Here is a 19,032-nt window from a genome sequence, read left to right on the forward strand (position 1 = left end):
GCCCCGCCTACGCTGGAATGGTCCTATGCCTCCTCCGAAAGGAGGGGTGAGCCATGGCGCCCACCTCGAAGGCCGGCCAGGCCCTGACCGTGCTCCGCGAGGACCTGGCCGGTGAGGTCTTCGCCCCCGGCGATCCCGGGTACGAAGAGGCACGGACGATCTTCAACGCGATGATCGACCGCCGCCCCGCGGTCATCGCCCGGTGCGAGAGCGAGGCGGACGTCGTCACCACCGTCCGTTTCGCCCGTGAGCTGGACCTGCCCGTCGCCGTGCGAGGCGGTGGCCACAGCGTCGCCGGGATGTCCCTCAACGACGGCGGCGTGGTCGTCGACATGCGCCGGATGCAGGAGGTCACCGTCCACCCCGGGGCGAAGGCCGTACGCGTCGGGGGCGGCGCGGTGATGAGCGTGCTGGACCGCGCCTGCCAGCCGTACGGGCTCGCCACCACCGGCGGCCGGGTCTCCACCACCGGAGTCACCGGCTTCACCCTCGGCGGCGGTTCCGGCTGGCTGGACCGGAAGTTCGGGCTGGCCGTCGACAACCTGCTCGGCGTGGACCTGGTCACCGCCGACGGCTCCGCCGTGACGGCGACCGCCGAGGACAACCCCGAGCTGTTCTGGGCCCTGCACGGCGGCGGCGGGAACTTCGGGGTCGCGACCTCGATCACGCTGCGCCTGCACGAGCTCCCCGAGTTCGCGATCTGCCTGCTGCTGTACCCCCTGGAGGCCGGGCCCGAGGTCTTGCGCACCTACCGCGAGGTCATCGAGAAGGGTCCCGCCGAGGCGGGCGGCGGAGTGATCTACCTGACCGCCCCGCCGGAGCCCTTCGTACCGCAGCACCTGGTCGGGACCCTGATGGCGGGCGCGCTGCTCACGTACGCGGGCGGCGAGGAGGCGCTGCGCAAGCTGGCGGCGCCGCTGCTCGCGCTGCCCCACGAGGTGGAGGTGCTCACCGCCCTGCCCTACGCGGACTTCCAGTGCATGCTGGACGACCCGCCGGGCCTGCGGAACTACTGGTCCGCGGAGTACCTGACCGGCCTGCCGGACGAACTCGTCAGCGTCTTCTGCGCCCTCGGGAACGTGATGCCGACGGGCGGGACCCAGCACGTGCTGTTCCCGCTGGGCGGAGCCATCGCGGACGGGCCGTCGGAGTTCCCCGTTCCGTACCGGGACGCGCCCTGGGCCGCACACCCGTTCGCCATCTGGGAGGACCCGGCCGAGGACGAGCGTGCCGTGCAGTGGGTCAAGGACGTCCGCGCCCACGTGCAGCCGTGGAGCACCGGCGCGGTCTACCTCAACTTCACCGGCGACGAGGGTTCCGAGCGCGTGGCGGCCGGTCTCGGCGCGGAGAATCTGGCCAGGCTGGGCGCGGTGAAGCGGATGTACGACCCGGACAACGTCTTCCGCTTCAACCACAACATCAAGCCGGCCTGACCCCCTGGTAGCGTCCCGCGACATGGACAACCAGGGCGGGATCACCGTTCAGCGGGCACTGGAGCTGCCCGGGCTGCGCAGCGGACTGCCGGAGGTGGTGGCCTGCGCCGACCGCCTGGGCCGGACCGTGCGCTGGGTGCACGCGGGCGAGGTGCCGAACATCGCCTCCCTGCTCAAGGGCGGGGAGCTGCTGCTGACCACGGGGCTGGGCCTCGGCACCCGCCCCGCCGAGCAGCGTGCCTTCGTACGACGCCTCGCGGACCGGGGGATCGCCGCCCTGGTGGTCGAACTGGGCCCGCGCTTCACCCGGCTCCCGGCGACGCTCGTCGAGACGGCCCGGGCGGCCGGACTGCCGCTCGTCCAACTTCACCGCGAGGTGCCGTTCGTGGCGGTCACGGAGGAGATCCACACCGAGATCGTCAACCACCACTACGCCCTGCTCCAGCGGGCCGAGGAGGTGCACCGGCGATGCACCGAGGCCCTGCTCAGCGGCGGCGGGATCCCCCAAGTCCTGCACATCCTGGCCGACTTCACCGGAAATCCGGTGTTCCTGGAGACCCCCGACGGGCAGCTCCTGTACGCGGCGGGCCCGGTCTCCGGGGAAGCCGCGGCGGACCCGCTCCAGGTCTGGGAGGGGCTGCGGGGCCAGCGCGAGGCGCAGCCGTCGGCGAACGCGGTCCTGATCGACGTCCCCGGCGGCGGCCACGGCACGGGCTCGGTCCGCGCCCGGGTGGTCCTGCTGGGCGTGTCGGCGCCGCTGCTGCCCGTCCACCGGATGGCGGCGGAACGGACGGCGGGGGTACTGGCCGTGGTCCTGATGCAGGCCCGCCAGGAGGACGAGCTGGCGGCGCGCGGCCGCGGCGACTTCCTGACGGACCTGGCGGAGGGCCGCATCTCGGCGGAGGACGCCCCGGCGCAGGCCCGCGTACTGGGCTTCAAACCGGGGTCGGGCCCGCTCCTGCCGGTGGTGATGCGCCTGTCCTCGGACCTGGGCCCGTCGGGCAACTGGGCGGTCCTGGCCAGGGCGGTCCTGGAGGAGCTCTCGTCCGTGGGCGTACCGGTGCTCCTGGGCGTACGCCCGGTGGAAGGCCGGGTACCCCTGCTGGTCTCCCTGCGCTCCGAGTCGGAACGCACGACGGTGGCCGACCGCGTGGCCGCTGCCCTGCGGGCGGGCGTGGAGCGGGCAGGCCTGGACCGCGCGGCGGCCCCGCCGGCGGTGGTGGTGGGCGTGGCGGGCGGCTGGGCCGCCGCCTCCTCGGGCCTGCGGCACGCGGCGGAAACCGCCACGGCGGCGCACGGACTCCCCTCGCGCCCCTGGTACGACGCCCGCCGCCTGGACATCGACCTGCTCCTGTGGCGGCTGCGGGAACACCCCGACCTGGCGGCCTTCGTGGACCGGGCGATCGGCGCGCTGCGGACCCACGACCTGTCGTCCCGCCCGCCTCTCCTGCCCACCCTGGAGACGTACCTGGCCCACGCGGGCCGCAAGGCGGAGACGGCGCGCGAGCTGCACCTCAACCGCCAGACCCTGTACAACCGCCTGGCCCGCATCTCGGAGCTCCTCGGCACGGACCTGGACGACCCGGAGACGGTCCTCTCCCTGAGCCTGGCCCTCCGCGCCCGCCGCCACGCCCAGCCTTCCTGACGCCCTCCTCGCACCGCTCGGCCCTGGGGGGCCGCCCGGGCTTCGTCGGGCTGCGCCGGACTCCGTCCGGCGGCCGCCGGCCCGGGTCCCCGGACGACGTCTCACCGCGGCCGGCTCGGCACGCGCAGGCGGGACCGGCGCTCAGGCCTCCGCCACGCCATGCGGGCGGATGATCCCGGCCGGGCCGCTGTGCACTGCCCCGTACCCCCTGGCGGCGCGGGCGGTGTCCGGGTGCCGGTGGGTGGCCCTGCGGGGCTTGTCCCCTACCCGCCCTTCCACCGTTCCCTGGAGCTGCGCCCCAGGCCCCGGCGACTCCGGCCCGCCGGCATACGAGGCGCGGGGCCGGGGCGGACCCGTACCCGCCCGCGGCACGGCTCCCCGGGCAGCGCCCAAGAGGCGCGGGGAGCAGCCCCGACGGCACCTGCACGACTCCGGCCCCGCTGGCGATTGAGGCGCGGCTGGACGAGGACCCGCCGGGGGCTACTTGCGGCGGTCCATCAGCTCGTCGTAGACCGACAGGATCTGGGCCACCGTGTCGTCCTCCGTGGGCCAGGTGGCCGCTTGGGCGTGGCCCGCGGCGGCGAGGGCTGCGCGGCGGGGCGGGTCCGAGAGGAGGTCCGTCACCGCCGAGGACAGGGCGGCCGCGTCCCCGTACGGCACCAGTACCCCGGCGTCCCCGATCAGCTCCGGGACGCCCCCGACCGCCGTCGCGACCAGCGGTACCCCCGCCCGCAGGGCCTCCTGCGCCAGCAGGGACCGCGCCTCCCACCGGCTCGGCAGCACCGCCACGTCCGCCGCCGCCAGCAGCTGCGCGGCATCCCGGCGCCGCCCCAGCAGCCGTACCGGCAGCCCCTCGGCCTCGATCCGCCGGGCCAGTTCGGCCCGCTGCGGGCCCTCCCCCGCGATCACCACCAGCGGCAGCGGCTCCAGCACCCGCCAGGCCCGCGCCGCGTCCAGCAGCACCGAGTACCCGCGGTGCTCCACCAGGCTCCCGACCGCGATCAGCAAGGGCCGCTCCACCGCCCCCAGTTCCGCCCGCGCCTTGCCGGGATCCGCCCCGGCGTCCGGGCCGGCCGGCCCGACCGGCACGGCCACCGGAGCCAGCCGCGCATCGCGCGCTCCCCGCGCCCGCGCCAGGTCCACCTGGTCCGACGAAGCGCCCAGCACCACGGCCGCCGCCCGCGCCACATGCCGTTCCAGCACCCGCCCCAACCGCCCGAACGCCCCTTCGGCCGCCGGCCCGCCGCCGTGCCAGCTCACCACCAGCGGCACCCGGCGCCCGCGCAGCGCCAGCGCGGCCCGCATTCCGGCCCGCACTCCGTGCGCGTGCACCACGTCCGCCCCGGCGCACACGGCCCGCAACGCGCTCACCGCGTCCGGGGTGAACTGCGCCCCCGCGGCGGTGAAGTCGTACTCCCCCTCCGCCTCCACGGGCGCGCACACCGTGACCCGTACCCCGCGCGCGGCGAGCCCGGTCGTCAGCGACCGTACGTGCGCGCAGCTGCCCGCGCCCGCACCGCCGAGTACCTGGACGGTGCGGAGCGGCGGCCGCCCGTACGGCTGTGCGGGGACCGGGGTCGAGACCGGGGAGCTGCTCACGGGCCGAAGCTCCAGGGAGAGGGAGGCAGAGACGTCGCCCAGGATGCCAGTCCGCACGCGCGTTCCGGGACCATACGGGTACGGATCCCGCAGGAGATACCGCCACACACCCCCGAGCCTCACCCACACGGCGTAGCGCCCGTCACCTCCGAGCGCGCGCCGAGGGCCCGGAACGGCATCCGTCCCGGGCCCTGTCGGGAACACCCGCTACGCGTCCGCGCGCGCCGCCGCCAGGAGTTCCTCGGCGTGCGCCCGCGCGGAGACCGAGTCCTCGTGGCCCGCCAGCATGCGCGAGAGCTCGCGGACGCGGTCCTCGCCCTCCAGGATCTTGACCCCGCTCCTCGTCACCGATCCGTCGTTGGTCTTCTCCACCAGCAGCTGCCGGTCCGCGAAGGCGGCCACCTGCGGCAGGTGCGTGACGACCACGACCTGCGCCGACTTCGCGAGCTTCGCGAGCCGCCGCCCGACCTCGACGGCCGCCTTGCCTCCGACGCCCGCGTCGACCTCGTCGAAGAGGTACGTCGGCACCGGGTCGGAGCCCGCGAACACGACCTCCACCGCCAGCATCACGCGCGACAGCTCACCGCCCGAGGCGCCCTTGGCGATCGGCCGCGGCTGGGCCCCCGGGTGCGGGGCGAGCAGCAGTTCGACCTCGTCCGTGCCCGAAGGCCCGTACGCGACCGGACGGCCGTCGACCTCCACGCCCTCGGGGTCCTCCACCTGCCGGATGTCGATCGTCACCCGGGCGTGCGGCATCGCCAGCGACGCCAGCTCCGCCGTGACGGCCGAGGCGAACCGCGTCGCCGCCTCCACCCGGGCGTCCGTCAGCGCCTGCGCCAGCAGCGACAGTTCGGCCCGCAGCCCGTCCCGCTCGACGGTCAGCTCGGTGATCCGCTCGTCGTCGCCGTCCAGCTCCAGCAGCCGCGCCGAACCCCGTTCGGCCCACTCCAGCACGGAGTCGATCGAGTCGCCGTACTTGCGCGTGAGCTGGGTCAGCGCCGCCCGCCGCTCCTCCACCGCGGCCAGCCGCAGCGGATCGGCGTCCAGGTCGTCCGCGTACCCGGCCAGTTCCCCGGCCACGTCGGCCAGCAGGATCCCCAGCTCCCCGATCCGCTCCGCGAGCGCGCCGAGCGCCGGGTCGTGCGACCGTACGGCGTCCAGGGCCCGGTGCGCGCCCGCAACGAGCGTGTTCGCGTCGACGCCCTCCGGGTCCTCGACGTCGCCGGCGAGCGCCGCGTGGGCGATCTGCGCCGCCGAGGCCAGTGATTCGGCGTGGCCGAGCCGCTCGGCCTCCGCCGCCAGCTCGGCGTCCTCGCCGGCCAGCGGCTCCACGGCCGCGATCTCCTCCAGGCCGAAGCGCAGCAGGTCGGCCTCCTGGGCCCGTTCCCGGGCCCGGGTGGTGATCTCGTCGAGTTCCACGGCGACCGCGCGCAGCCGCCGGTAGGCGGCCCCGTACTTCTCCAGCGGGACGGCGACGGCGTCTCCCGCGTACCGGTCGAGGGCCTGGCGCTGCCGGGCCGGCCGCAGCAGCCCCTGCTGGTCGGTCTGCCCGTGTACGGCGACCAGGTCGTCCGCGAGTTCACCGAGCAGGCCGACGGGCACGGAGCGGCCGCCGACGTGGGCGCGCGAGCGCCCCTCGGCGGACACGGTCCGGCTGATCAGCAGGGCACCGTCGTCGAGCTCGGCCCCGGCCTCCTCGGCGCGTACGGCGGCGGGCGCGCCGGGGCGCATGACGATGCGGCCCTCCACGACCGCCGCCTTGGCCCCGATCCGTACCAGGGCCGGGTCGGCGCGACCGCCGAGCAGCAGGCCGAGGCTGGTGACGACCATCGTCTTGCCCGCGCCGGTCTCGCCGGTCACCGCGGTGAATCCGGGCGACAGCTCGACCACCGCGTCGTCGATGACCCCGAGCGACCGTATCCGCATCTCCTCAAGCACGGGACGACGATACCGAGGTTTCACCGATGCCATGTGACGTCACCCGTCGGGAGCTTCCCGAACGCGTGTGCTATTGGGCGGGGTCTCAGCGAGGCGCCCCGCGCCATCCCGACACCGGCAGCGCGAACTTCGCGACCAGCCGGTCCGTGAACGACGCGTGGTGCAGCCGGGCGAGCCGTACCGGCACCGCCCCCCGCCGGACCTCCACCCGGGCCCCGGCCGGCAGCTCCAGCATCCGGCGGCCGTCGCACCACAGGACCCCGTGCGGAACCCCCTGCTGCACCTCCACCGCCAGCACCGAGTCCGGCGAGGTGACCAGCGGCTTCGCGAACAGTGCGTGCGCGCTGATCGGCACCATCAGCAGCGCCTCCACCTCCGGCCAGACCACCGGCCCGCCCGCGGAGAAGGCGTACGCCGTCGAACCGGTCGGGGTCGCGCAGACGATCCCGTCGCAGCCGAACCCGGACACCGGGCGCCCGTCGATCTCCAGGACCACTTCGAGCATCCGCTCGGGGGACACCTTCTGGACCGCGGCCTCGTTCAGCGCCCAGTCCCGGTGGATCACGTCGCCGTTCGTCCGTACGAGTACGTCGAGGGTCATCCGCTCCTCGACCTCGTACTCCCGCGTCACGACCCGGTCCACGACCTTGTCCAGGTCGTCCCGCTCCGCCTCCGCGAGGAATCCCACCCGGCCCAGGTTCACGCCCAGCATCGGCACCCCCGAGCCGCGCGCGAACTCCGCGCCGCGCAGCAGGGTCCCGTCGCCGCCCAGCACGATCAGCAGCTCACAGCCTTCAAGCACCTTGGGGGTGCACTCGGCGACCAGCTCCACCTCGGGCGGCAGCGGCAGGTCCCTCGCCTCGTACTCGACGACCCGTACGCCCAGACCGTTCTTGAGCAGCCCCTGTACGACCAGCTCGGCACTGCGGATGGCCGCGGGCCGCCCGGTGTGCGCGAGCAGGAAGACCGTCCGCCCCCGCCCCGGAACCACCGAGTCCGAGTCGTATGAGTTGTTCGAAGTATCCGATGACCAGTCCGCTGATTCAGTCACTGAGGCCCCTCCGCCACTGCACGGTCGACATCTGCCGGGTCGAGTGCCGGTGCCCCCGCCCGCAGCCACAGAAAGTACTCGACGTTCCCCGACGGACCGGGCAGCGGACTCGCCGTCACCCCGAGAACGCCCAGCCCCAGCTTCGCCGCCCGGGCCGCCACCTCGCGCACGGCCTCCGCGCGCAGCTCCGGGCTGCGCACGACGCCGCCGCTGCCGAGCCGGTCCTTGCCGACCTCGAACTGCGGCTTGACCATCAGCACCAGGTCCGCGTCCGGCGCGCAGCAGCGCACCAGGGCCGGCAGCACCAGGCCGATGGAGATGAAGGACAGGTCGCCGACGACGAGGTCGACCGGGACCCCGTCGAGCTGCTCGACCGTCAGCTCGCGGACGTTCGTACGGTCCTTGACGGTGACCCGGTCGTCGCTCTGCAGCGACCAGGCGAGCTGCCCGTAGCCGACGTCGACGGCCATCACGTGGGCCACGCCCGCGCGCAGCAGCACGTCGGTGAACCCGCCGGTGGAGGCGCCTGCGTCCAGCGCCCGGCGGCCCTCGACGGCCAGCCCCTGCGGCTGGAAGGCCGCGAGCGCGCCGGCCAGCTTGTGGCCGCCCCGGGAGACGTAGTCGGGGTCGCTGTCGTCCTTGAGGACGACCAGGGCCGCGCTGGTCTCGACCTGGGTGGCCGCCTTGGTCGCGGTGGCGCCGCCGACGGTCACCCGGCCCGCGGCGATCAGCTGGGCGGCGTGCTCGCGCGAGCGGGCCATGCTGCGGCGTACCAGTTCGGCGTCCAGGCGGCGGCGTGCCACTCCTGCCACGTTCGGTTCAGCTCCTGTTTTCGTACGGTCCGGGGACGGATGGTGCGTCCAGCGCGGTCAGCGCGTCACGCAACCCCCTGTGCACATCCTCGTACACCGCGACGTGTCCGTCCGCCGTGAGGTGGTCGGCTTCGGCCAGCCGCTCCAGGCGCGCGTCCACCCCGGCGTGGCCGGTGGGCGTACGGACGATCCCCAGGGGCGCGGGCGCCGCTTCCCCGGCGGCCTCCGGTACGTCCGCGGCTTCCGCCGCCTCCGGCGCCTGCGCCTGCGCCGCTTCCGGTACGTCGGCCATGTCGTCGGTCATGCCCCGACGCTACCCCGAAGCACCCGGGCGGCCACGCACGGCTCTGCGGTACGGTCGAGATCACGATGGCTACGATCGATGAGTGCCGAGCCGCACTCGACAGACTCTCCGGCAACCTCGCGCAGGCCGACGGCGGTGTGCGCGGCGCTGCCGCGATGGACCGCTCCCTGAGCTGCCACATCACGGACCTGGACCGGACCTTCACCGGCCGCCTCGAAGGCGGCCGGATCCGGGTGGACGCGGTCTCCCCCGGTCCGCCCGCCGCGAAGGCCGAGATCCGGCTGGCGATGACGGGCGACGACCTGGTGGCGATGGTCGCGGGCGACCTGAAGTTCGCCAAGGCCTGGGCCTCCGGCCGGGTCCGCCTGGAGGCCGGCTTCCGCGACCTGCTCCGCCTCAAGAGCCTGCTGTAGTGCCCGTCAGCCGCCCGGCCGACGCCTTCGGCCTGCGCGCTGCCGGGATCACCAGCGGGGTGCCCGTCTCCGGGTCGTCGATGATCTGGCAGCGCAGGCCGAACACCTTCTCCACCAGCTCCGCCGTGACCACCTCGGCCGGCGGCCCCTCCGCCACGACCTCGCCCCCGCGCATCGCGATCAGGTGCGTGGCGTAGCGGGCCGCGTGGTTGAGGTCGTGCAGCACGGCCACCAGGGTCCGCCCCTGCTCCTCGTGCAGCTCGGCGCACAGGTCCAGCACGTCGATCTGGTGCTGGATGTCCAGGTACGTGGTCGGCTCGTCCAGCAGCAGCAGCGGCGTCTGCTGCGCCAGCGCCATCGCGATCCACACCCGCTGGCGCTGTCCGCCCGACAGCTCGTCCACCGAGCGGTCCGCGAGCTCGGCGACCCCGGTCGAGGCCATCGACTCCCGGACGATCCGCTCGTCCTGCGGCGACCACTGCCGCAGCAGCCCCTGGTGCGGGTACCGGCCCCGGGAGACCAGGTCGGCGACCGTGATCCCGTCCGGCGCGATCGAGGACTGCGGCAGCAGCCCCAGCGTCCTGGCGACCTTCTTGGCCGGCATCGACCCGATGGCCTGCCCGTCCAGCAGCACCCGCCCGGCGGACGGCTTCAGCATCCGCGACAGGGCCCGCAGCAGCGTGGACTTGCCACACGCGTTGGGTCCGACGATCACCGTGAACGAGTGGTCGGGGATCTCCACCGACAGGTTCTCGGCGATGACCCGCTGGTCGTAGCCGAGGGTCACGTTCTGCGCGGTCAGCCGCTGCACCTGCGTACTCCTTGAGTTGCTCGTCTCCGTGCTCATATACGTCCCGCCTTGCGCTCGGTGACGAGCAGCCAGAGCAGGTAGACACCGCCGACCAGCCCGGTCACCACACCCACCGGCAGCTGGTCGGCGCCGAAGGCCCGCTGCGAGGCCCAGTCGGACACGAGCAGCAGGACGGAGCCCATCAGCGCGCCGGTGAGCAGGTTCGACCCGGGCGAGCGGGTCAGGCGCCGGGCCAGCTGGGGCGCGGCCAGGGCCACGAAGGAGATGGGCCCGGCGGCCGCGGCCGCCGCGGTGGTCAGCAGGACCGCCGCCAGCATCAGCAGCATCCGCGTACGTTCCACCCGTACTCCGAGGGCGTACGCGGCGTCGTCGCCCATCTCCATCATCCGCAGGGCCCGGCCCTGCCCGAGGACCAGCGGGAACAGCACCGCGCAGGTCCCCAGCAGGGGCCACACCTGGCTCCAGTCCCGGCCGGCGAGCGATCCGGTCAGCCAGACCATCGCACGGGTGGCCTCGACGAGCTGCGCCTTGGTCAGCAGGTAGTTGATGACGGCGACGAGCATCGCCGAGGCGCCGATGCCGACCAGCACCAGCCGGTAGCCGTGGATGCCCCGCCGGTACGACAGCAGGTACACGAGGACGCCGCTGAGCAGCCCGCCCAGCAGCGCGCCCCCGGCCACCGCCGTCGCGCCGCCCTTGAACAGGACGATCACGGTGAGCGCGCCGACGGCCGAGCCGTAGCTGAAGCCGAGCAGGTCCGGGGAGCCGAGCGGGTTGCGGGAGACGGACTGGAAGACGGCGCCCGCCGTGCCGAGCGCGGCGCCGACCAGCACGGCGACCAGCACCCGCGGCAGCCGCAGGTCGTTGACGATGAAGTCGTTCGCCGGCGTGCCGTTGCCCAGCAGGGTCTGTACGACGTCCCACGGCGCGATCTCGAAGTCGCCGGTGCCGATGAGGACGACGGCCATCGCGAGCGCGGCCGCGGTGAGCAGCAGCCCGACCGCCAGCGCTCGCGGCTCCATCCGCAGGGACAGCCCGCCGGGGCCGCGCAGGGCACGGGATCCGGGCTTGTCCGCCCGAAGGTCGACGGTCACAGCTGGGCCATCCTCTTGCGCCGGACGAGGTGGATGAAGACGGGTCCGCCGATCAGCGCGGTGACGATGCCGACCTGGAGCTCGGCCGGCCGGGTGACGACCCGGCCGATGACGTCCGCGCCCAGCAGCAGCACCGGGGAGAGGACCGCCGAGTAGGCGAGCACCCACCGCATGTCGGGACCGGTGATGATCCGCACCAGGTGCGGGATCATCAGCCCGATGAAGACGATCGGCCCGCAGGCGGCGGTCGCCGCCCCGCACAGCAGGGTGATGGCCACCATCGCGCCGATCCGGGTCCGCGTCAGGTGGGCGCCAAGGGCCCGCGCGGTGTCGTCGCCCATGGCCATCGCGTTGAGCGGCCGACCCAGCGTGAGCGCGATCACCGCTCCCACCAGCAGGAACGGCGCCACCTGCCGGACGGTGTCCATGTTGGCGGAGGCCAGGGAGCCCACGGTCCAGAAGCGCAGCTTGTCCAGCGCCTTGCTGTCCATCAGCTGCACGGCGTTGATGTAGCCGACCAGGGCCGCACTGGCCGCCGTACCGGCGAGCGCGAGGCGCACCGGCGTCGCGCTGCGGCTGCCGCCGAGTACGTAGACCACGACGGAGACGACGGCGGCGCCGAGGAAGGCCCACCACACGAACTCGCTGAGCGTGGAGGCCCCGAGGAAGGTGATCGCCGAGACCACGGTGGCCGCGGCGCCCGCGTTGACGCCGAGGATGCCCGGCTCGGCCAGCGGATTGCGGGTCAGCGCCTGCATCACGGCGCCGGAGAGGCCGAGCCCGAGCCCGACCATCAGCCCGAGGAGGGTGCGCGGGACGCGCAGATCGCGCACCACCACGTCGGAGGGGGTCCCCGCGTAGTGGAACAGGCCGTGCCAGACCTGGTCGAGGGGTATCTGCTTGGCGCCCACGGCGATGCTCGCGACCGCGATCAGCGCCAGCACCACGAGGGCGCCGAGCAGACCGGCGGCGCGCGCGGCGTGCCGCGGGCGGATGGCGGCGACCGGCGCCGCTCTCTGTTCGGGGGGACTCTCGACCAACACGGAGGTTAGGTTAGCCTACCCTGCGCCTGAACTGGCCCTGAAGGGCCCGGGATACCCACGAACTACGCCTGGCGGCGTCCCGGGGCGCGGCCGCGGGAGGAACGCGGACCGCCCCGTCCCGCTGCGCCCCGCCCCGCCTACAGCCCGATCCGGGCCAGCGCCTTCCCCGCGTCCAGCGTGCACGAGCCGTCCCCCGCCTGCGTCCACGCCGCCGCGCACAGCGCCCGCAGCCCGTCGACCGGGTCGAGCGGGTCGAGCCGGTCCACCGGTTCGCCCTCACCCTCGCCCTCGCCCCGCAGCTCCAGTACGCCCGCCGCCGCCACCGCGGTCCAGCCCCCGCAGCGGAAGCCCTCCCCCGCCGCCACGACCTCCGGCTGCCCCGTCAGCAGCCCGCGCAGATCCCGGTCCACGTACGTCGGCCGGTGCCTCGGCTCGGCCCGCAGCAGCTGCGCCGCGTCCGTCACCCCCGTCAGCACCAGCAGCGAGTCCACGTCCCCGTTGAACGCACCCTCGATGTCCGTGTCCAGCCGGTCCCCGACCACCAGCGGCCGCTCCGCCCCCGTCCGCAGCACCGTCTCCCGGTGCATCGGGGGCAGCGGCTTCCCCGCCACCTGCGGCTCCGCACCCGTGGCGATCCGTACGACCTCCACCGCTGCCCCGTTGCCGGGCCCGATCCCCCGCGCCCCCGGAATCGTCAGATCTGTGTTCGACGCGAACCACGGCACCCCCCGGTGGATCGCGTACGAGGCCTCCGCGAACCGCGACCACGGCAGATCCGGGCCCCCGTACCCCTGGACGACCGCCGCGAGGCCCTCCTCGTCGGCGGACTCCACCGGTACGAGCCCCCGCTCGCGCAGCGCGACCCGCAGCCCCTCCCCGCCGATCACCAGCACCTTCGACCCCGGCTCCACCTGCTCCGAGATCAGCCGGGCCACCGCCTGCGCCGACGTGATCACCTCACCGGCCTCGGTCGGGATCCCCAGCTCGCCCAGGTGCCCGGCGACCGCCTCCGGGGTCCGCAGCGCGTTGTTCGTGACGTACGCGAGGTGCATCCCGCCGGCCCGTGCCGCGGCGAGGGACTGCGCCGCGTACGCGATCGCCTCGCCGCCCGCGTACACCACGCCGTCCAGGTCCAGCAGGGCCGTGTCGTACGCCTGGTGCAGGCTGCGCTCGCTGCCCGCCGGACTCGTCCTGCTCTGCCGGGTCATCCTGTCGGCTCCCTGTCCGCTCGATCCACGACCGGTCCGTCCGCGCGTACGTCAGACCGTCCGTACGTCCGTGACCGATACCGACCGCATGTGCGCTGCGGTCTTCCTCACCCGATCATCCCGCATCGCGAGACGCGTCTTACCATGCACCAATGACCACACCTGGTACCGCGGACGACGGGCTGCGCCTGATCCCCTTCCATGGACTGCGCTATGACCCGGAGCGTGTCGGCAGCCTGGCCGCCGTCACCTCACCGCCGTACGACGTGGTCGTACGCCCCGACGGCGTCGACCACCTTGAGTCCGCCGACCCGCACAACATCGTCCGCCTGATCCTCCCGCAGGCCGACACCCCCGCCGAGCGCAACGAACAGGCCGCGCACACCCTGCACGACTGGCTCTCCAAGGGCGTCCTCACCCCCGACCCCGAGCCCGCGCTCTACGTCTACGAGCAGCGCAAGGGGAACGTGCTGCAGCGCGGCGTGATCGGCGCCCTCGCCCTCTCGAAGCCCGCCGCCGGCATCGTCCTCCCGCACGAGGACGTCATGCCCGACGTGGTCACCGACCGGGCCGGCCTGATGCGGGCCGCTTCGGCCAATCTTGAGCCCCTCCTCCTCACCTACCTCGGCGGCGACCCCGCGGCCGGCGCGACGGCGGTCGTCGAGCGGACCGCCGGACGCCCGCCACTGCTGGCCACCACCACCGAGGATGGCTTCCGGCACCGGCTCTGGGCCATCACCGATCCCGCCGACCTGGCCGCGGTCACCGCCGACCTCGGCCACCGCCAGGCCCTCATCGCCGACGGCCACCACCGCTGGGCGACGTACCTGCGCCTCCAGGAGGAGCACCAGTCCCCCACCGACTGGGACTTCGGCCTGGTCCTCCTCGTGGACACCGCCCGCTACCCGCTCCAGGTCCGCGCCATCCACCGGATGCTGCGCCGCCTCCCGGTCGCGGACGCCCTGGCCGCCGTCGAGGGCCACTTCCTGGTCCGCCTGGTCGACGGCCCGCTGCCGCTCGCCCTGGAGGCCCTCGCCGACGCCGCCGAGCGCGGCAACGCCTTCCTCCTGGCCGGCGACGGCACCTTCCACCTGGTCACCGACCCGGACCTGGACCTCCTGGAGCGCACCGTCCGGCGTGACCGCCCCGAGGCCTGGCGCCGGCTGGACGCGACCGTCCTGCACGCGACCCTGCTCGACGCCCTGTGGGAGATCCCGGACGCCCCGGACCAGATCACGTACATCCACGACGCGGCGGCCACCGTCGCCATGGCCGAGCGCCACGGCGGCACCGCGGTCCTGCTGCACCCCGTACGGGAGGCAGTCGTCCGGGACCTGGCCCGCCAGGGCGTCACGATGCCCCGCAAGTCCACTTCCTTCGGCCCGAAGCCGGCCACCGGCCTGGTCCTGCGCAGCCTCGACTGATCCGGCCCGTCCCGACGGCGGACACGAAAAAGGGCGGCACCCCCGGAGGGGTACCGCCCTTTCTCAATGGATCCGGTTCAGCGCTCAGGCCTTGTCGCGGTCCTGCGCGTCGTCCTCGTCCTCGTCCTCGACGACGACGATCTCGTCCGTGACGTCGATGTCGGCGTCCGCCTCGGAGCGCTCCAGAGGCTCGTACTCCTCGTCGTCCTCGTCGTAGTACTCGGCCTGGTCGGAGGCCCGCTCGGCGGCAGCCACCTCGGCGGAGTCCTGCTCGTCGTCCTCGTCCTCGTCGTCGATCCCGTCCGGCTCATCGCCGCCGAGCGCGTCGACGAACTCGACCCCGTCCAGCTCGGCGAGCCGGTCGGAGGCGTCCATCGCGCCGTCCTTGTCCGCCTCGACCGTCTTGGCGAACCACTCACGCGCCTCGTCCTCACGGCCGGCCGCCAGCAGGGCGTCCGCGTAGGCGTACCGCAGACGCGCGGTCCACGGCTGGACGGAGTTGGAGGCCAGCTCCGGGCTCTGCAGGGTCACGATGGCGGCGTCGAGCTGCCCCATGTCCCGCCGCGCACCGGCGGCGACCAGGCGCATCTCGACCTGGCCGGCCTTGTCCAGCTTCTGCACCTCGGGCTCGCCGGCCATGGCCAGCGCGCGCTCGGGGCGGCCGAGGCCGCGCTCGCAGTCGGCCATGACGGGCCACAGCTCGACGGATCCGGTCATGCGCTTGGCGGCGCGGAACTCCGCGAGCGCCTCGCTGTACTTCTGCGTGGCGTACGCGGCGAAGCCGGCGGCCTCGCGCACGGCGGCGACACGGGAGGCCAGGCGCAGGGCGATGCGCGAGTACGCGTACGCCTGCTCCGGGTCCTCGTCGATCAGCCGGGCCACCATGACCAGGTTGCGGGAGACCTCCTCGGCCAGGCCCTTGGGCAGGCTCAGGAGCTCCTGGCGCACATCGGCGTCGATCTCCAGACCGGTGACGTCCTCGTCGATCGGAAGCCGCTTGACCGGGTCCCGGTCGCGGTCCGCACGGTAGTCGCGGTCGCCGCCGCGGTCATCGCGGCCGCCACGGTAGCCGCCGCGGTCGCCACCACGGTCGTCACGGCCACGGAACCCGCCGCGGTCGCCACCGCGGTCGTCGCGGCGCGGGTAGGAGGGGCGGTCGCCGCCACGGTCGTCACGGCCGCCGCGGAACCCACCACGGTCGTCGTCGCGACGGGGGTACGAGGGACGCCCACCGCGGTCGTCGTCACGGCGCGGGAAGGACGGACGGTCGCCACCGCGGTCGTCACGGCGGAAGCCGCCGCCACCGCCGGAGGGACGGTCACCGCGGTCGTCGCGGCGCGGGTAGGACGGGCGGTCCCCACCACGGTCGTCACGGCCGCCGCGGAAACCACCACGGTCGTCATCGCGACGCGGGAAGGACGGGCGGTCGCCACCGCGGTCGTCACGGCGGAAGCCGCCGCCACCGCCGGCGGGGCGGTCACCACGGTCGTCACGGCGGAAGCCGCCACCGGCGGGCCGGTCGTCACGACGCGGGTAGGACGGACGGTCGCCACCGCGGTCGTCACGGCGCGGGTAGGAGGGGCGGTCGCCGCCACGGTCGTCACGGCCGCCGCGGAAACCACCACGGTCGTCGTCACGGCGCGGGTACGAGGGACGCCCGCCCCGGTCGTCGTCGCGACGCGGGTACGACGGACGGTCGCCACCGCGGTCGTCGCGACGGAAGCCGCCGCCACCACCGGACGGACGGTCACCGCGGTCGTCGCGACGGAAGCCACCGCCGCCACCGGCAGGCCGGTCACCGCGGTCGTCGCGACGGAAGCCGCCGCCACCGCCGGAGGGACGGTCACCACGGTCGTCACGGCGCGGGTAGGACGGACGGTCCTCGCGGCCGCGGAAGCCACCACCGGACGGACGGTCGCCACCGCGGTCGTCACGGCGGAAGCCGCCGCCACCGCCGGAGGGACGGTCACCGCGGTCGTCGCGGCGCGGGTAGGAGGGGCGGTCGCCGCCACGGTCGTCACGGCCGCCGCGGAACCCACCACGGTCGTCGTCGCGACGCGGGAAGGACGGACGGTCGCCACCGCGGTCGTCACGGCGGAAGCCGCCGCCACCACCGGAGGGACGGTCACCGCGGTCGTCGCGGCGCGGGTAGGAGGGGCGGTCGCCGCCACGGTCGTCACGGCCGCCGCGGAATCCACCACGGTCGTCGTCGCGACGCGGGTACGACGGACGGTCGCCACCGCGGTCATCGCGACGGAAGCCGCCGCCACCGCCACCGCCGGCGGGGCGCCCGCCGCGGTCGTCACGGCGGAAACCGCCGCCGGTGCCGCCACCGGTCGGACGGCCACCGCGGTCGTCGCGGCGGAAGCCACCACGGTCACCGCCACGGTCGTCACGGCCCCCGCGGTAGCCGCCCCTGTCACCGCCGTCGTTGCGCCGAGGCTCGCGCTCCGGACGATCGTCGGGAGAGTTGGACATGGGTGTGACTCCTGTCTTCGGGGTACCGCTAGTCATTCTCGCGCAACCAACCCATGGCCGCGCTTCGGCGTAAAGAGGTGAAAAACAAAAAAGACCCTTGGTCCAGCGTTGAACGCTGGACCAAGGGTCCTTTGAAAGATTGTTCGGCGGCGTCCTACTCTCCCACAGGGTCCCCCCTGCAGTACCATCGGCGCTGAAAGGCTTAGCTTCCGGGTTCGGAATGTAACCGGGCGTTTCCCTAACGCTATGACCACCGAAACCCTATCGGTTTCGAGCGAACAAGCACACTTTGTAGTTATGTTCTAGCTCTAGAAACCAGCAACTGTTCGTTGCTTCAGAACTAACACAGTGGACGCGAGCAACTGAGGACAAGCCCTCGGCCTATTAGTACCAGTCAGCTCCACCCGTTACCGGGCTTCCACATCTGGCCTATCAACCCAGTCGTCTACTGGGAGCCTTACCCTCTCAAGGAGGTGGGAATACTCATCTTGAAGCAGGCTTCCCGCTTAGATGCTTTCAGCGGTTATCCCTCCCGAACGTAGCCAACCAGCCATGCCCTTGGCAGGACAACTGGCACACCAGAGGTTCGTCCGTCCCGGTCCTCTCGTACTAGGGACAGCCCTTCTCAATATTCCTACGCGCACAGCGGATAGGGACCGAACTGTCTCACGACGTTCTAAACCCAGCTCGCGTACCGCTTTAATGGGCGAACAGCCCAACCCTTGGGACCGACTCCAGCCCCAGGATGCGACGAGCCGACATCGAGGTGCCAAACCATCCCGTCGATATGGACTCTTGGGGAAGATCAGCCTGTTATCCCCGGGGTACCTTTTATCCGTTGAGCGACGGCGCTTCCACAAGCCACCGCCGGATCACTAGTCCCGACTTTCGTCCCTGCTCGACCCGTCGGTCTCACAGTCAAGCTCCCTTGTGCACTTACACTCAACACCTGATTGCCAACCAGGCTGAGGGAACCTTTGGGCGCCTCCGTTACCCTTTGGGAGGCAACCGCCCCAGTTAAACTACCCATCAGACACTGTCCCTGATCCGGATCACGGACCGAGGTTAGACATCCAGCACGACCAGAGTGGTATTTCAACGGCGACTCCACCCCAACTGGCGTTGGGGTTTCAAAGTCTCCCACCTATCCTACACAAGCCGAACCGAACACCAATATCAAACTGTAGTAAAGGTCCCGGGGTCTTTCCGTCCTGCTGCGCGAAACGAGCATCTTTACTCGTAGTGCAATTTCACCGGGCCTATGGTTGAGACAGTCGAGAAGTCGTTACGCCATTCGTGCAGGTCGGAACTTACCCGACAAGGAATTTCGCTACCTTAGGATGGTTATAGTTACCACCGCCGTTTACTGGCGCTTAAGTTCTCAGCTTCGCACACCCGAAAGTGCACTAACCGGTCCCCTTAACGTTCCAGCACCGGGCAGGCGTCAGTCCGTATACATCGCCTTACGGCTTCGCACGGACCTGTGTTTTTAGTAAACAGTCGCTTCTCGCTGGTCTCTGCGGCCACCCCCAGCTCACGGAGTAAATCCGATCACCAGTGATGGCCCCCCTTCTCCCGAAGTTACGGGGGCATTTTGCCGAGTTCCTTAACCATAGTTCACCCGAACGCCTCGGTATTCTCTACCTGACCACCTGAGTCGGTTTAGGGTACGGGCCGCCATGAAACTCGCTAGAGGCTTTTCTCGACAGCATAGGATCATCCACTTCACCACAATCGGCTCGGCATCAGGTCTCAGCCTTAATGAGGGACGGATTTGCC

14 protein-coding genes, 2 rRNA genes and 1 pseudogene (1 of these 17 running past the window's edge) are annotated in these 19,032 nt (G+C 72.7%); 4 read left to right on the forward strand and 13 right to left on the reverse strand.

The genetic code is table 11. The features are described 5' to 3' along the window. Window positions 1-53: 53 nt before the first annotated feature. Both OG509_RS09840 and OG509_RS09845 read left to right on the forward strand, forming a co-directional pair. The gene (locus OG509_RS09840) at window positions 54-1,433 is read left to right on the forward strand and encodes an FAD-binding protein (protein WP_406181776.1); all 1,380 of its coding nucleotides are present in this window, start codon (window positions 54-56) and stop codon (window positions 1,431-1,433) included. Window positions 1,434-1,455: 22 nt separating this feature from the next. After that, complete coding sequence (locus OG509_RS09845) at window positions 1,456-3,078, forward strand: PucR family transcriptional regulator (protein ID WP_385590103.1); 1,623 nt, start codon at window positions 1,456-1,458, stop codon at window positions 3,076-3,078. A 480-nt stretch (window positions 3,079-3,558) separates the two neighbouring features. Here the strand turns inward: OG509_RS09845 and OG509_RS09850 are convergent, their stop codons facing one another. From OG509_RS09850 to OG509_RS09870, 5 genes are all read right to left on the reverse strand, one after another. Next, window positions 3,559-4,677 carry a glycosyltransferase family 4 protein gene (locus OG509_RS09850; protein ID WP_406181779.1) on the reverse strand — a complete coding sequence of 373 codons (1,119 nt, stop codon included), beginning with the start codon at window positions 4,675-4,677 and terminating at the stop codon, window positions 3,559-3,561. A 207-nt stretch (window positions 4,678-4,884) separates the two neighbouring features. Continuing rightward, window positions 4,885-6,603: a DNA repair protein RecN gene (recN, locus tag OG509_RS09855; RefSeq protein WP_406187518.1), complete on the reverse strand. Its 1,719-nt coding sequence runs from the start codon at window positions 6,601-6,603 to the stop codon at window positions 4,885-4,887. A gap of 97 nt (window positions 6,604-6,700) precedes the next feature. Further along, window positions 6,701-7,606: an NAD kinase gene (locus OG509_RS09860; RefSeq protein ID WP_030162929.1), complete on the reverse strand. Its 906-nt coding sequence runs from the start codon at window positions 7,604-7,606 to the stop codon at window positions 6,701-6,703. Window positions 7,607-7,662: 56 nt separating this feature from the next. Continuing rightward, a complete protein-coding gene (locus tag OG509_RS09865) occupies window positions 7,663-8,478 on the reverse strand; it encodes a TlyA family RNA methyltransferase (RefSeq protein ID WP_030162927.1) in 816 nt (271 codons plus the stop codon). 7 nt (window positions 8,479-8,485) lie between these two features. Beyond that, window positions 8,486-8,782 carry a hypothetical protein gene (locus tag OG509_RS09870; protein ID WP_406181781.1) on the reverse strand — a complete coding sequence of 99 codons (297 nt, stop codon included), beginning with the start codon at window positions 8,780-8,782 and terminating at the stop codon, window positions 8,486-8,488. 65 nt (window positions 8,783-8,847) lie between these two features. Between OG509_RS09870 and OG509_RS09875 the strand changes: the two genes are divergently transcribed. Then, complete coding sequence (locus OG509_RS09875) at window positions 8,848-9,195, forward strand: sterol-binding protein (protein ID WP_406181783.1); 348 nt, start codon at window positions 8,848-8,850, stop codon at window positions 9,193-9,195. Here OG509_RS09875 and OG509_RS09880 read toward each other — a convergent pair. The 4 genes from OG509_RS09880 to OG509_RS09895 form a co-directional block, all read right to left on the reverse strand. Then, complete coding sequence (locus tag OG509_RS09880) at window positions 9,179-10,042, reverse strand: ABC transporter ATP-binding protein (RefSeq protein WP_406181785.1); 864 nt, start codon at window positions 10,040-10,042, stop codon at window positions 9,179-9,181. The genes OG509_RS09875 and OG509_RS09880 overlap by 17 nt on opposite strands. Beyond that, complete coding sequence (locus tag OG509_RS09885) at window positions 10,039-11,028, reverse strand: FecCD family ABC transporter permease (RefSeq protein WP_406187519.1); 990 nt, start codon at window positions 11,026-11,028, stop codon at window positions 10,039-10,041. The genes OG509_RS09880 and OG509_RS09885 overlap by 4 nt, the downstream gene beginning before the upstream one ends. Before the next feature lie 68 nt (window positions 11,029-11,096). Continuing rightward, window positions 11,097-12,143: a FecCD family ABC transporter permease gene (locus OG509_RS09890; RefSeq protein WP_406181787.1), complete on the reverse strand. Its 1,047-nt coding sequence runs from the start codon at window positions 12,141-12,143 to the stop codon at window positions 11,097-11,099. 137 nt (window positions 12,144-12,280) lie between these two features. After that, window positions 12,281-13,351: an HAD hydrolase-like protein gene (locus OG509_RS09895; protein ID WP_406181789.1), complete on the reverse strand. Its 1,071-nt coding sequence runs from the start codon at window positions 13,349-13,351 to the stop codon at window positions 12,281-12,283. Window positions 13,352-13,503: 152 nt separating this feature from the next. Here OG509_RS09895 and OG509_RS09900 point away from each other — a divergent pair, with 152 nt between their 5' ends. Further along, the gene (locus OG509_RS09900; protein WP_406181791.1) at window positions 13,504-14,775 is read left to right on the forward strand and encodes a DUF1015 family protein; all 1,272 of its coding nucleotides are present in this window, start codon (window positions 13,504-13,506) and stop codon (window positions 14,773-14,775) included. A gap of 84 nt (window positions 14,776-14,859) precedes the next feature. Here OG509_RS09900 and OG509_RS09905 read toward each other — a convergent pair whose 3' ends face one another. The 4 genes and pseudogenes from OG509_RS09905 to OG509_RS09920 form a co-directional block, all read right to left on the reverse strand. Then, window positions 14,860-15,723, reverse strand: a complete 864-nt coding sequence (locus OG509_RS09905; RefSeq protein ID WP_406187520.1) for a hypothetical protein — start codon at window positions 15,721-15,723, stop codon at window positions 14,860-14,862. 60 nt (window positions 15,724-15,783) lie between these two features. Next, window positions 15,784-17,289: pseudogene (locus OG509_RS09910) on the reverse strand (hypothetical protein); the annotation flags it as partial. A 105-nt stretch (window positions 17,290-17,394) separates the two neighbouring features. Continuing rightward, window positions 17,395-17,511: ribosomal RNA gene (gene rrf / locus OG509_RS09915) — 5S ribosomal RNA — on the reverse strand. A gap of 106 nt (window positions 17,512-17,617) precedes the next feature. Then, window positions 17,618-19,032 (reverse strand): 23S ribosomal RNA (locus tag OG509_RS09920); it runs 1,708 nt beyond the window's last position.

It is taken from the genome of Streptomyces sp. NBC_01006, assembly GCF_045162725.1.
GTDB lineage: Bacteria > Actinomycetota > Actinomycetes > Streptomycetales > Streptomycetaceae > Streptomyces.